Genomic DNA, 14080 nt, shown 5'->3' with positions numbered 1-14080 from the left:
GACGGCGTAACGTAAGGAGTTCGTTATGAAAGCACAATATCAAACATTCGTTAACAAAGCTGAAGAAACATTCTCTAACATCTTGGCCTTGAATGGTCTTTGCGATCGCGACACAGCCTTGCATCTGCAAGCTGTAGTGCAGGAATTCTATCCGCAGACTTTCGGTCTGAGTGCTTTGGATCTGCACTCTGGACGTGGCGTGGGTGCCATGGCTCTGGCAGAGATGGGCTTTAACGTGGCTGCTTATGATATGTACAGAAACTCCATTTCCATTCTGCAAAGAATTGCCTTGCAACAGGATCTGAATATCTCATTCGGAATGGGCGGGGCCTTTCAAGCCGAAGCTTTGGATCAAAAATTCGATTTGATCCACGACGGGGACTGCCTGAACACCATGATCAATGAAATGGATCAGATGCAGTATCTGATTAGTTTGCGCAATATCCTGAATATGGCTGGAAAACTTGTGATCACCGTGAAAGTGCAAAGTAAAACCTATGTTCCGGAAGAGGGATTTGAATCTGTGCGCATGGATGAAAATCACATCCTGTGGAGACAAACCCCAGAATGTGATATTCCGGGCGTGAACGAACATGAAAGCAAATTCTGGACTGCCCACAAGTGGGTTCCGCCAGTGGATGTGGTTCTTAAAAAAGTGCAGGCTTTGGGGTTCCAAATCCTGTCCGAGGATCTGGAAATGGTTCCCGGTAATAATCCGGCGGTCTTGCGCCTGACTCTGACTCCACAGCTGGCAGTTGGTGAGGCTAAAGGGGCGTAAGTGATAGTCTGGAAAGAAAGGTGCTCTGAGTGAGCACCTTTTTTGTTTCAGAATGAGAATATGACGCGGATAAAATTATTAACTCCTTAACAAGGCCGGGGTGGAAGCCGATGAGTGATCCATGAAGTTTCGTGAACGTTCGCTCATACTTCTGACTCTGTCGTGTTTCCTTAGGGGATGCACCATGTATCTTTTCGCCGATTACGCCAATAATCGCATTCTGTTGCTTAAATAGCATCCCCGGCCCGGCGCGTGGGGGTTGACCCTTTAAAAATTGAGAATAGACTTCAGAGCAGGATAAAGAGGTATTTATGCTGTTCACAGATGAAGTCTATAAAAACCGTCAAGCCAAAGTGGCCACTGCCTGGAAAGATCTTCTGGGGTCTGCGGATTTAATTTTGGTTCACAGTGGTGAATCCGTCCAGAAACCCGGTGGGCTGGATCAAACCTATGATTTCCTGCCGCATCCGTCGTACTTCTGGTTGTCAGGGCACCGTCGTGCAGAGGGCGTAATGGCCTACTCTTTGACAGAAGGCTGGATTGAATACCAAAGACCTTTAAGCCCCGTGGACATCGTCTGGGAAGGTGCCGAAGGGAACTTCGTGTGCGAACATTCCCTGGAAGATTTGAAAAAAAAGATTTCCGGTGGCACTTACAAGCGCATTCTTCATTTGGGGCAAATCACAACGGGCACGGCCACAGACGAAATCACCCGGGAGCTTGCCATTCGTCTGGATCAAGTGCGCCGTCGCAAGGGGCCGGAAGAGGTTCGTCTGATTCGCCAGATTGCTGAAATGGCTAATGCCGGTTATACGGCTTTAAAAAAGGCCATCCGCCCGGGAGTCTCAGAACGCGAATTGCAACTTCATTATGAAAATGCGGTGTTGATGGCTGGTGCTGACAAAATGCCTTATGGTTCAATCGTCGGCAGCGGTGAAAATGCGGCGATTCTGCATGCAGTTCCCACTGCCAAAAAAGTGACATCAGGCGAATTAATTCTGGTCGATGCAGGGGCTGACGTAGAGGACTACTGCGTCGATATCACGCGTATGTTCACCGTGGATGAAAAGTTCACGTCCCAACAACAGGAAGTCTATGATCTGGTTCATCAGGCGCACAAAGAAGCCGTGAAAATGTGCCGTCCGGGCACAGAGTGGCGCGACGTGCATATGAAATCCGCACGCGTGATTGCAGAAGGCCTGAAACAATGGGGCCTGTGGAAAAGCTCGGTGGATGCAGTTTTGGAGTCCGGGGCGATTTCTGTGTTCTATCCTCACGGTGTGGGGCATTTGGTGGGCTTAAAGGTGCGTGACACCGGAAATCCGGAAAATACAAATCCAAAAAGATACTATGGATCTCGCTTGCGTGTGGATCTAGCCTTGGAAAAAGACTATCTGATCACTGTAGAGCCGGGGTGCTATTTCGCCCGTGCCTTTATCGAAGATCAGGCGATCCGTGAAAACTACAAAGATCATATCAACTGGTCCGAGGCGGAAAAGTGGAAGACCTTTGGGGGGGTACGCATCGAGGATGACATCCTGATCACCGATGGCGACGCCGAAAGTCTGACCGACTGCGTGCCGAAGTAATGCCAATTGAGGCCAGGCCCTGTCTTTATTTCATGGCAGGTCTTTAAGAAATGGGCTCAGCTCTTATCTGTTCGTATCTGAGCCCGGGCACAATTCGTGGACCTATGCCCTTGTTACATTCAACAAGGGACAGGAATATGTATAAAAAGTGGACAGATAAGCTTATTTCATACTTCGTACTTCTTTCTTTCGCAGGTGCGATGGCACCGATGACGGCTCATGCCGCTTCAGACCTGGATGCTCTTTATGATTCTCAGGCCGAAGTGGAAAGCATTGAAGCCAATCTGGATGAAGCCAAAGGCGGATTCAATCAAAGCAAAGAAGAGCTGCAAACAGCCCGTACCGATCTAAAGGCCACTACTCGCAAGAACAAAGAAACGGCGGCGCGCACCAGTCGTGAAATTCAGCGTCTGCAAAATGAGCAGGCCAAAAATGCCAAAGAAACAGGTGTTCTTACCGGCAAGATCGAAGTCTTGAATAAAGAAATCAAAAAGAACGAGCAGGAAGAAACCCGCGTTCGCACGAAGGCCGAAGCCGTGGCGGCGAAACTGGACAACACTCGTAATAATTATGAAAACTCTGTAGAACAACGCCGTAAAACTTTGCAGTCTTTGAAGCAGACAAATGCGGATTTGGCTAATTTGCAGGTGGAATTAAAGGACTTGCAACAAAAGCACAAGGCGGCGAAAGCGGCAGAACAATCCAGTGCCCGCTCCTTGAAGTCGGCTCAGGCAAGTCTTGATAAGTTTGAAGCCTCTGCCCGTAAAGAAGCCCGTCGTTTGGATGATATGACCAAATCTGCCCTGGCGCAGGCTGAAAAGAACAACCACAAAGCTGATGTGTTGATGGAAAAGAAAAAGCTGATGGAAGAAGCTTTGGAAAAGAAACGTCAGCGTCTTAGCGAAGCCAAGGAAAAGCAAAAGAAGGCTTTGGCTCGCGTCAGTTCCAACTAATTTTTTTGATTCCGTCATCCTGTGAAAAGGGGCTCCTGGCAGCCCCTTTTTTTATTTGTCTCAATTCAGGATTTTATGAAGTGCCAAAGCCATTGGCTTTCTCGTCCCCTTCACGAGGGGATGAATGATCCCGGGCGGTCGCCGGATCAGGACTGGCTGGCGTTGCTGGAGGCGGCGTAATGCTCAGCTTTGGTTGGGTCAGAATCGTGGCAATCACTAAAACTAAAATAATCAGAATCACATATCTGGTACGCATACGGTCGCCCCTTCGGAATATGGATTTGGGTATTGCAAAGCCGTGCCGTGGCTCGTCTGCATTTTATCCACCGCAGGGCTCGCCAAAGATTAGACAGCGTTTAGGCGCTGGACAAAGCCCGGTAAGTGTTCGAATCAACATCGAAAACACTGTCCCCCTGAGATGAAATTGTACAATCCCCATGCTCTTTCAGCAGATTATGGAAGATCACTGTAAAGTCCTTGGACGCGGCGTGAAATAGCAAAAGAATTCAGGACAGACCCGCGGTTCTTGAATATGCTTTTTGCCATCAGAAGGGGACACTATGAAAAAACTCGTATTTTCATCGCTGTTGGTGGCATTGGCGATGCCAGCATTCGCAGGAACTTTGCCTGAATATGCCGCGCCAGAGCTTTTGGTGCGTGTTCACTTTATGGACACTTACAATCTTCCACCTTTGACATATCTTAGTAACACATCGCCTGCGATTAATAACCACGGTGATGTGGCCATCAAGCTGATGGCGGTGGATGGTATGCCCAACCAGGCCATCTGGTTTAAGCCCCACAACACCCCGGGAGAAGTGATTTATATCGCTCCCGACGATCACTACGTCACCGATCCGACAGTGAACGATCGTGGACAAGTGACCTTCAGTCCGTTCAATGATTTTGAAAGTCTGGGTATTTTGGCTTACGACAGCCACACTAAAAACACCGAAATGAAAGTGTCCGGTCCGGAAAACAAGATTGCTTATGCAGGCTATGCACAGACTCTGAATGACGGGACGGTGATCTTCCGTAATTTCGCAAAAGATTTTGATCGCAGTTTTGTCGAATACAAGGATTCCTACGTCACTATTGCCCGTGAAGGGGAAAGACGTTTTGAAACTCCGGCGGCTTATCTGTTCCGTCCGGCAGTGAACGATAAAAAACAGTGGGCCTTTAAAGTGCGTCTGGGCGAACGCGGTGAAATCAGTGATGCCCAGTCAGATCAGATTCTGCTGTTGCAAAGAAAAAACAACGGGGAATACCAAAAAACCCTTATTGCTCAGGATCGCAAAGGTGACCCCAACTCCAACTACATCGGTTTTGGCAACACGTTGGCTTTGTCCCAAAACGGCATGGTTGTTTTTGTGGGGCATCTTCCGGACAAGCGCAAATCTTTGGTTTTGTATAAAGACGGCGAACTACAATCTTTGGTCACCGAGGGGCTGGATGATATTTCCGAGCTGGAGCTGTTCACGCCGCGCCTGAATTCCTCGGGCATGGTCGCTTTCAGAGCTAAAAATTCCAAGGGCCTGCGTGGTCTTTATGTCGCCAATGAATTTGCAGTGAAGCGCCTGTTGGGCGAAGGTGACAGCATCATGACTGACAAGGGCTTTGGATACATTCTGTTGCAGAAGGATTTCCCGGGCTTTGCAGGGGACATTGATTTCAATGAAAAGGGAGAGCTGGCTTTTGCCTGCGTCCTGGCTTCGCCGGATAATAAAATCATTGGTGATGCGATCTACAAACTGTCGCCGAAATAGTTGTGTGAAAAAGGACCCGGAAGGGTCCTTTTTTTATCGTGCGCATTCATTCAGCAGCTTTTCACAGCGGTCGATAATCGTGGCCCGAATTTTATCCCGATGCTCTATAAATTCCGGAAGCTTTGTGGTTTGCACGATCTTGTAAAGACTGATCGTGCGGACCAGATCAACCAAGCGTTGCTTCTGGGGCCCCTTGGACAGGGGATACTTCGGGATGTCCGTATTGTCTGAAACGGCACGCAGAACCGCCTCGGTCCAGTCGATTTCAGTCTGGGTCAGATAGATTGTGGGAACAAAGCCGCTTTTTTGCAGGGCCTTTTCTTCATTTTTAATTTGTGTTTGCAACCAGCGCAGTTCGCTGACGATTTTATCCAGCTCGGCATCATATTTTTTGCCGAACAATCCAAACACCGTTTTCTTCCAGGCGGCACAGAAGTCCTCGAACTCGATATTCTCGGCCTTTTCAAAGAAGGGCGGATGCGTGATGTAGTGCAAAGTTTTTGTCAGCACATCCATTGAAATCACCGCGCTGTCTGTTTTATATCCCACGCGCATCAGGTTGTGAGCCCAGTTGGCCAACCCGGCGACAGAACGTGAACTGACACTGGCCGTGCGGAAATTTAAATGGAAACCGGCAAAGACCGAGCTGTGCATCGGACGGTCCAGCAAACGATCCAGTTCACTTTTGCGGCGATCATGTTTGGGAAGGGCAAAGAAATGATCCAGATGTTCGGAAAATTTCTCAAAGCTTTCGGACCATAAGTTTTCCTGCTGGCAGGTTTTGTACAACTGAAAGGCTTTGGCCTGACTGGGTTCGGCTTCGTCCAGCAGGGCGTTGATTTTTTCTTCAATCAATCTTGGAAAGTTCTGCCAAAGCTCTTTGATCATAGACCTAAGTTTAGCACGAAGTTTTTCCAGAAGTGGGAATCTGTTTTTTTGTCGAAGTTTTTGACGATTTCCTAATTGCGCACGCGGGTCAGAATCTCATTCAGCAGGTTCATGTCCACGGGCTTGCTTAGATAGCCGTCAAAGCCATTGGCCAGACAGCGAGTCTGCCCCTCGACACTGGCTTGCGCGGTCAGTGCCACAATAGGCTGACGGTATCCTTGTTCACGCAGCTGCGAAGTCGCTTTGTATCCATCCATCACTGGCATCTTAATATCCATCAGGATCACATCGTAGGGGCGAGCCAAGGCCTTGCTGACGGCCTCTTGTCCATTCTCGGCTGTTTCCACCACTGCATCCTGGCGTTTCAGATAACGAGTCATCAGGGCACGCAGGTCTTCGGAATCATCGACCACCAGAACATGGCGGTCCTTTAAAAAGCCTGTTTCCCTGGCAAGTTTAATTCGCTCTTGCATTTGCATTTTTGTCGGTCCCGGAGATATCAGCTTTAGATTCTGAATCTTCCCCAGCTTCAAAGAAAATTCAAACGTACTGCCTTGTCCCGGGGCTGAGTGCAGCAGGCGCAGTTCTCCGCCCATCATTTTGGCAAGACGTTCTGAAAGAGCCAGCCCCAAACCTGAACCCTGAAGCCGTTGCACTTCCGCGCTTTCTCCGCGCACGAAGGGTTGGAACAGATTTCTTTGGGTGGCCTCGTCCATGCCCATGCCGGTGTCAGACACTGTGATGGACAGGGTGCCTTCCATTTCAATATTGGTGGAAAAGGCCACACGCACGGTGATAGTGCCCTCGCGGGTGAACTTCACGGCATTGGAAAGCAGATTGATCAGCACCTGACGAAAACGCACGGAATCCGATAGAATGGTTTCGGGAATTTGCGTGTCATAGGAAATTTCCAGATGATGCTTTTCCTCTTCCAGTGCAGAGCGGATAACAGACAGGGAGTCTTCCAGTTCGTGCATGGGATTCATCGGGGCTTTTTGGATATATAAACGCTTGGTTTCGATTTTGGAAAGATCCAGCAGGTCATTCACCAAAGACGCCATAAAGTTACCCTGACGATAAATCGACTGCACGTCCCGGCGACTTTGTTCATCCAGCGAATTGTTGCGCAGCAGAGTTTCTGCAAACCCCACAATCGCGGCCAAAGGTGTGCGTATTTCATGGCTGGCATTAGCCAGCAAAATGGATTTGGCGTTGTTGGCGGCTTCGTGCAGATCGCGGTCCCGGCGCAGATTTTCTTCGTTGCGTTTTGTGGTGATATCCCAGGCGATTCCGGTGGCACGATAAGGTTCGTTTTCTGAATTGCGATAGAATTTTCCGCGCAGGGCAATGTGACGGTCCTGATCATTGGCGTCTTTGATCAGGGCTTCAGAATCCAGATCCGTGGTGGTGCTTAAGGATTCTTCAAGGATGGTTTTTAGCTGGCTGGTGCCCTCGGGGAACAGGGCCGAGTTTCCTTCGCAGTGAACAGTGTCATTGGGAATATCCCAGTCCCAGCTTAGGGCATCTGAAGAGGCCATTGACATGCGCAGATGTTCTTCATTTTTTTGCAGTTTTGAATCCAGAGTCAGCAATTGAATCAGGGCGATGTGCAGGTTTTTTCCGATGACCACCATTAAAAAGCAATAAACCGAAATCAGCCCGCCGACGGGAATGTGATAGGGCAGATCGGAAAATAAATAACCCAGTCCCCAGAACGCCATCGCAGGAATCACCACACAAGCCATGGCAATGCGCGAGGATACATAGGTGATCATCGCCCCGGCAGACATCGAGCACACCAGCAGGGCGGTGATAATCTGTTGAGCGGTGTCGCCATAAGGTGCCAGCCAGCCAATGGTTCCCCAGCACAGACCGGAAATGCCCAGCAGAACATACATGGCATAAAGCCAGAAACGAGTCTGATGAATGTATGTCAAAGAGGTTTTGATTTTATTCCAGCGGCGTAAAAAGACCAGACGGACAGTGGCGGAGGAAAGTAAAACCACAGTCCAGCCAATTAGATAGGCATGAGCAATATTGTCCCAGGCGATGTAAACGTAAACCGAAGCATTGGCAAGAATCGCCACAATACCAGTGACGTTTTGCTGGTAAACCAGATCGACTTTGCGGATAGCAAGGTCCAAAGATTCCTGATTGGTTTTGTTCGGAGAATGAGTCTTTAGATCCGTCTTTGCCATTTAATGCGATAGTACAATTTTGTCCCTATGAATTCAAATTGCATCCGATCCATGTTGGAAGAGGTGATGAATTCGTTCCCATTTTTCACAAGGCGGGGCCTGAATGGAAATTTTTTCCCCGCTCCATGGATGTTGCAACTCAATGGCTGTGGCCTTCAGACAAAGTCCCTGAATTTGCAGGGTGTCGCGGAAGAAACGATTGTGATGGGAGTCCCCGTGTTCAATGTCACCCAAAAGTGGATGCGCAATGCGGTCAAAATGCCGGCGGATTTGATGCCAGCGGCCCGTAATGGGATGGACTTGCACCAATGAATAGCGCGAGGTCGGATACTTTTTGCCGACGGGATAAGGAAGCTCAATTTGTGCCAGTGTCTTGTACTGGGTTTGAGCTTCAACAGTGATACGCCCTTCGTCAGCCTCCAAAGGCAGATCAATCAGTCCTTCCGGTTCAACGTACCCACGCACAACGGCCTGATAAGTTTTGTGCATCTGGCGTTCTGCAAAAAGGCGATTCAGTTCGCGGGCTTTGTCCCGGGACATTGCAAAAAGCAAAACACCACTGGTCGGAGCATCCAGACGGTGCACAGGAATGACATCTTTTTTCATCGTTCGGCGCAGATGATAAAGACAGATCTTTTCCTTCGGGACGGGATAGGGGGACAGTTCCGGAGGATGAACGAAAAAGCCCGCAGGTTTGTCGATCGCAAAAAAATGTTCGTCCTGATAAAGCAGGCGGAAGGGGAGTTCCATAGGCGCGTAGATTAGGCGTTTTGCAGTGTGAAAGCGAGAAAAATGTGGCGTAAAGAGGACACCTTTGCTTCAATAGCTCCATGAAAATGATGGGCCATCGCGGGGCACGGGATCGTGCGCCGGAAAATACGCTACGTTCCTTTGAATTTGCCTTGCAGTCCGGGGTTAAAGCAGTCGAGTTTGATATTCACGAAACTCTGGATGGGATGTGGGTGGTTCATCATGACGACACCTTAAATCGCACGACCACGTCAGAAGGCAAAGTGGCCTTTAAAACCTGGACAGAGCTTTCTGAAGTGCGTACCAAAGAAGGGGACCCCTTGCCACGTTTGGAAGAGGTCTTGAAGTTATTTTCCACCAGCTCCATGGAGCTGCAAATTGAACTTAAGTCCTTTGGGAACTACGCTCAGTTGGGCGATCTTTTACGCCAGTTCGGAACGACTGAAAACATCACGGTGATTTCTTTTAATCATCGCTGGCTGTTGGATTTTAAAAATAAAAATCCGCAGATTAAAACCACCTGTTTGTTGTTTGGACTGCCGACCAACCCGGTGGAGATTGTGCAAGCGGCCAAGGCGAATGGATTGTCCTTAAGTGTGAATTGGATTGATTCGCAGCTTGTCAAAGAATGCCATGCGGCGGGACTGAGCGTGACGGCTTGGAATGCAAATGATGTCGAAGTCTTTGGGAAGATGAAGGAAATAGGCGTGGACTATCTGGGGACAGACGTTCCCTTTACGGCTCTGCACTGGAATTAGAGCTTCCTTCCAATTAGAACATGTGCTCTAGTTGCAGTCATAAAAATGGAGTTTTTTATGACGAAGAAGAGAGTCGCCAAAGCCAAGTCACCACGCACGCAAGCTATTCATGGCGAGTTCCTGTCCAAATCCTGGGAGTTTTCTCACCATCTGATTCCGCCGATGACGGCTTCCACGACGTTCCGTCTGGAATCGTTGCAAAGGGGAGCTGAGGGCTTTAGCACTTTCGGGGCTCCGTCTGATAAAGAAAAGCCGATCTGGATTTACGACCGTTTGGAAGAACCCACAACTAAAATGCTGGAAGACCAACTGGCCCTTTTGGAAAAGGGCGAATGCGCTGTCACCTTTGGCAGCGGGATGGGGGCCATTGCTTCCACGTTGATGTCGTTGCTGACCAGTGGTCAGAAAGTTGTCGCTCATAAAACTTTGTACGGATGCACTTACAGCTTGCTGACGAACTGGTTGCCTCGTTTGGGAATCCGCCATGCCATGATGGATGTCAATGATCTGAAGGATCTGGAAGCCGAGCTGGCTGATCCGACCACACGAGTGGTGTACTTTGAAACCGTGTCAAATCCGATTCTGGAAATCGCTGATCTGGAAAAAATCACGGCTCTGGTCAAGACGGCTAATAAAAAACGTTCCAAAGAAGAGCGTATCTACACCGTCGTGGACAATACTTTTGCAACGCCGTGGGCATTGCGCCCGATAGAGTGGGGCGTTGATTTCGTTATTCAAAGTTTGACGAAAAATATTTCGGGCTTTGGCACTGAAATGGGTGGCGCAGTGATTGCCCCGAAATCCCATGAAAGCATGTTGCGTGTGGCCCGTAAGGATTTTGGTGCGATCATTCATCCGTATTCGGCCTGGCATATTCTGGTTTACGGGATTTCCACGCAGGCCATTCGCTTTGAACAACAGCAGGACTCAGCCATTGCCGTGGCAAAGTTCCTGGAAAGCCATCCGAAAGTTGAAAGCGTCACGTATCCGGGGTTAAAAAGTCACCAACAGCACAAGCTGGCCAAAAAGTACCTGAAATCCCCGGAAGGTAAGTTTGCTCCGGGCACGATGATTTCCTTCAAGCTGAAAGGTGACATGAAAAAGTGTCAGAAATTTGTCGATGATATTGCGACAAATTCCTATGCCATCACTTTGGCGGTGAGTTTGGGACTGACGAAAACTCTGATCGAGGTTCCGGGCTTTATGACCCATTCCGCAATTCCCGATGACAAGCGTGATCACAGTGGTATTGACCCGCGAGCGATCCGCCTGAGCATCGGCCTTGAAAATGTGGTGGACATTATTGGGGATCTGTCCGAGGCGTTAAAGAAGGTCTAAGACTGTCCTCTTGAAGTTTCTACTGTCCATTTTTTTGACAGTGAACTATCCGTAGGGGGCTGGCGGATCTTGCGGTATTCTTCCCGGAATATTTCTTTCGGGAGGAGCCCTTTTGAAGTCCGGCAAACTCATACTGACATTCTTGTGCCTGTTGCTGGCGGCGTGCTCCTCTAAAAACGAATCTTCGCTGGCAGCCTTTCCCCAGGCCATTGTTGGTGGGGAGGAGTCCGGTCCGGGCGATGCTGTCACCCAATCCACAGTCTCTTTGATTGCCAATATTGCCGGTGTGCCGGTGTCGGTGTGCAGCGGTGTTTTGATTTCTTCCAATCTGGTTTTAACCGCTGCTCACTGTGTGGTGAATTTTGATCAGTTGCCGTTGACGGTTTATTTCGGGGTAAAGTTGCCAGCGACTTTTGCAGATCCCGGTTTCGTGGCTGTCAGCGAGGCCACCTTTCACAAACAATACACCCGAGTCAAAGATGCCTGGGGTCGCTATGTCACAAGCCTGAACGATGTGGGTCTGCTGAAGTTAACTGGCGCACTGCCGGACGAAGCCCAGCCTGTGGGTATTTTAGATCCGGACACCAAGCTGCCAGCGCAGACTTCGCTCCTGTTGGCCGGCTATGGCATTGTGAATGAAATTGGTGAGGTGCAGGCGGCGACAGGTTTGAATAAAGTACGTGTGCCTGTGGTGAAAGTGGAAGGCTCTATTCTGGTGGCTGATCATCGAGCGGGGCTGGGGGCTTGCCGTGGGGATTCCGGTGGTCCTGCATTTTTAGAAAGTTCCACAGGGCTGGTTCTTGCGGCCATCACCCGCGGTTCCCATGAAGCGGCCCTGGACTGCCGCAGTTTCGGTGAATACACCAGTGTCTCTTATCACAAAGAAATGATTCTTGATCAGGCTCAACTGATGCAGGCAGAGGCGCCGAAGTTTATAGCTGTGCCTGAGCTAAACTAGAAATTTGTCTGTGCTGACAAGGTCAGCAATCGCTCCATTCCCGGATACAGATAAATATGGCCGTACTGTGTGGGTGATTCTTTCCAGTATTTTTGATTCAGCACATTTTCCACGGCCAGTCGAAGCTCTGTGCCTTTATCCATCGGACCGAAACGATAAGTGCCCCCCACATCCCAGCGTGTCCAGGCATCAAGCATGATGGAATTATCCACAACCACGGCGCGTTCACCTTCATAAGATGCTCGTGCATCAAGGCTTAAACCCGGCACGGAGGAAAGATAATAGACTCCGCGAAGGCGCACCGTGTGTTCCGGAAGATTTACCGGACGTTTGCCGTTGATCGTGGGATTTAGCGCGCTGTCCGTCCGTGCAGCCTGTAGCCACATTCCTGAAACGGTGAGCTCTGTTTGCGACCATTTTTTTTCTAAATCCAGTTCAAGTCCCTGATGCACAGCTTTGCCATCAATTTGGAAATCGGGGCGTGCATCTTCGACAACGGGGCGACTGATGTGGAAGGCTGCCAGTCCCCAGCTCCATGTTTCGCTGCTTTGGCGCAAGCCCAGTTCAAACTGTCTGCTGATCACATCCGGCACAAACTGTCCGGGGGAGGAATACCCGCTGCGATTGGGAGTGACGTAAGTTTCAACCCCTTCGCCATAGCTGATATAGGTCAATAAATCTTCAGAGATTTGATAAGACAAAGCCACCCAGGGCAGAACAAAATTTTCCCGGAAGCTGGTGGCGCGGGAACCATCAGTGCGAACACTGCTGCGTTCGATATCAGTCACCCGCACGCCCAGCCAGCCTTTCCACGCACCAAAAGAAGCCGCATCATGGAAAAAGAACTCGGAAACGGCAGAATCACGATCGGTGTTTTCATCGTTGAGTGTTCCGTTCCCCGGCAATTGCACACGGCCATTGATGTTGCCGGTGCCGACAAAGTTATAGGCCTGTCGTTGATAGTCTTCCTGCATTTTTGCGCCAATATAGCCGGCATTTAATTGATGCAGTATCTGTCCTGTTTGCGTTTGCAACTGCAAGGCGGTTTTGACTGATTGGGTGTTGCGACGCTCGTTATCGCTGCGGAAATCATACATATCAAAACTGCCATCAGAACAATAGCGATCATAATTATTTTCAGCCGAACAGCCATAGGGGTAGGCCAGGCGGTCATCGGTTTTTAAATTCTGAATTCCCGCCGTGGTGGTCCATATCAGATAAGGATTTAATTTCTGTGTCCAGCGCAGGGTCGCGGTCAGAGCTGCAAATACCACAGGTTCGGACCAGGATTGGTTATTCAGATTCACACGGGGATTTTGAACGGAAGGCAGTGTGTTTCCCAAAAGACTGAAGGCCGCTTGCGTGGGCTGGGATTTGCGGGACCATTCAATATCAGATTCCAGCAGGGAATTTTCCGGGGCTCGCCAGTCATGGGCAAGACTGATAACAGACCTATGGCCGCTGGAACTATCAATCGGCGGACGAAGATTTTCGTGGGCGACGTTCAGACGATAGCCAAACTGTTCGGCTCCGCTGACCCGGCCCCCAGTGTCAGCCCCCAGCAGCCAGTTTCCTTCAGAGCTGATTTCTGTATTGAACACTAAAAGCGGCTTGTCGGTCGGGCGTTTTACCACGAAGTTGACCATGCCGCCCGGGGACGCAGATCCGGCTTGAATTCCACTTAGTCCTTTAAGCACTTCGATACGATCTTTGTTGTCCAGAGGAATGGAGGTCTGTGCATTTATCGGCAGCCCTTCACGCAGAAAATTGTAGCGGTTATCCAGAGTAAAACCACGAATGGAAAGATAGTCCCAATAACCGGAAGCATTGTAGCTGTCCGTCACAGAAGCATCCAGTAAGGTGACATCAGAAAGGCGATGCACGCCCTGGTCTTGCAGAGCTTTGGTTGAAATGATCCGCGTGGACAGGGGAAGGTCACGGAAGGGGACATCAAATCCCAGGGCATCCAAAGAGCTGCTGTCTTGATCTTGCACTGTCACTGTGCCCAGTTCATCAGCCACAACGGTCATTGGGATTAAAAAAGCGGCAAAAAGTAAAAGTGATTTTTTCATGTCCATTCCCTTGGGGCAGGGAAGGCGAAAAC

At 49.6% G+C, this 14080-nt stretch carries 12 protein-coding genes; 7 read left to right on the top strand and 5 right to left on the bottom strand.

The features are described from left to right. Nucleotides 1-25 precede the first annotated feature (25 nt). The 3 genes from EZJ49_RS12800 to EZJ49_RS12790 all read left to right on the top strand — a co-directional run bounded on the left by EZJ49_RS12800 (nt 26) and on the right by EZJ49_RS12790 (nt 3320). Nucleotides 26-778 carry a class I SAM-dependent methyltransferase gene (locus tag EZJ49_RS12800; RefSeq protein ID WP_262552563.1) on the top strand — a complete coding sequence of 251 codons (753 nt, stop codon included), beginning with the start codon at nt 26-28 and terminating at the stop codon, nt 776-778. A 311-nt stretch (nt 779-1089) separates the two neighbouring features. Further along, a complete protein-coding gene (locus EZJ49_RS12795) occupies nt 1090-2367 on the top strand; it encodes an aminopeptidase P family protein (protein ID WP_262552562.1) in 1278 nt (425 codons plus the stop codon). 137 nt (nt 2368-2504) lie between these two features. Continuing rightward, nucleotides 2505-3320, top strand: coding sequence for a hypothetical protein (locus EZJ49_RS12790; RefSeq protein ID WP_262552561.1), 816 nt, complete (start codon nt 2505-2507; stop codon nt 3318-3320). 73 nt (nt 3321-3393) lie between these two features. Here the strand turns inward: EZJ49_RS12790 and EZJ49_RS12785 are convergent, their stop codons facing one another. Beyond that, nucleotides 3394-3576, bottom strand: a complete 183-nt coding sequence (locus EZJ49_RS12785) for a hypothetical protein (RefSeq protein ID WP_262552560.1) — start codon at nt 3574-3576, stop codon at nt 3394-3396. A 304-nt stretch (nt 3577-3880) separates the two neighbouring features. Here EZJ49_RS12785 and EZJ49_RS12780 point away from each other — a divergent pair, with 304 nt between their 5' ends. Continuing rightward, on the top strand, nt 3881-5086 hold the full coding sequence (locus EZJ49_RS12780) for a hypothetical protein (RefSeq protein ID WP_262552558.1): 1206 nt from the start codon (nt 3881-3883) through the stop codon (nt 5084-5086). 33 nt (nt 5087-5119) lie between these two features. On the opposite strand, the gene EZJ49_RS12775 is transcribed toward EZJ49_RS12780, so the two are convergent. The 3 genes from EZJ49_RS12775 to EZJ49_RS12765 form a co-directional block, all read right to left on the bottom strand. Continuing rightward, nucleotides 5120-5974, bottom strand: a complete 855-nt coding sequence (locus EZJ49_RS12775) for a hypothetical protein (protein WP_262552557.1) — start codon at nt 5972-5974, stop codon at nt 5120-5122. Between the two features lie 71 nt (nt 5975-6045). After that, nucleotides 6046-8172, bottom strand: a complete 2127-nt coding sequence (locus EZJ49_RS12770) for a response regulator (protein ID WP_262552556.1) — start codon at nt 8170-8172, stop codon at nt 6046-6048. Nucleotides 8173-8205: 33 nt separating this feature from the next. Then, on the bottom strand, nt 8206-8922 hold the full coding sequence (locus tag EZJ49_RS12765; RefSeq protein WP_262552555.1) for a pseudouridine synthase: 717 nt from the start codon (nt 8920-8922) through the stop codon (nt 8206-8208). Nucleotides 8923-9002: 80 nt separating this feature from the next. On the opposite strand from EZJ49_RS12765, the gene EZJ49_RS12760 reads away from it, so the two are divergent. The 3 genes from EZJ49_RS12760 (at nt 9003) to EZJ49_RS12750 (ending at nt 11976) form a co-directional block, all read left to right on the top strand. Continuing rightward, entirely contained in the window at nt 9003-9680 is a 678-nt protein-coding gene (locus EZJ49_RS12760; RefSeq protein WP_262552554.1) for a glycerophosphodiester phosphodiesterase, read from the top strand. A gap of 57 nt (nt 9681-9737) precedes the next feature. After that, nucleotides 9738-11018, top strand: coding sequence for a trans-sulfuration enzyme family protein (locus EZJ49_RS12755; RefSeq protein WP_262552552.1), 1281 nt, complete (start codon nt 9738-9740; stop codon nt 11016-11018). 112 nt (nt 11019-11130) lie between these two features. Next, entirely contained in the window at nt 11131-11976 is an 846-nt protein-coding gene (locus EZJ49_RS12750) for a S1 family peptidase (protein ID WP_262552551.1), read from the top strand. Here EZJ49_RS12750 and EZJ49_RS12745 read toward each other — a convergent pair. Next, the gene (locus tag EZJ49_RS12745; RefSeq protein ID WP_262552550.1) at nt 11973-14048 is read right to left on the bottom strand and encodes a TonB-dependent siderophore receptor; all 2076 of its coding nucleotides are present in this window, start codon (nt 14046-14048) and stop codon (nt 11973-11975) included. The genes EZJ49_RS12750 and EZJ49_RS12745 overlap by 4 nt on opposite strands. Nucleotides 14049-14080: the final 32 nt, after the last annotated feature.

The organism is Bdellovibrio bacteriovorus (genome assembly GCF_025558485.1).
Lineage (GTDB): Bacteria > Bdellovibrionota > Bdellovibrionia > Bdellovibrionales > Bdellovibrionaceae > Bdellovibrio > Bdellovibrio bacteriovorus_G.
The sequence above is the reverse complement of the archived record's forward strand: the minus strand, read 5'-3'. Positions and strand labels throughout refer to the sequence as shown.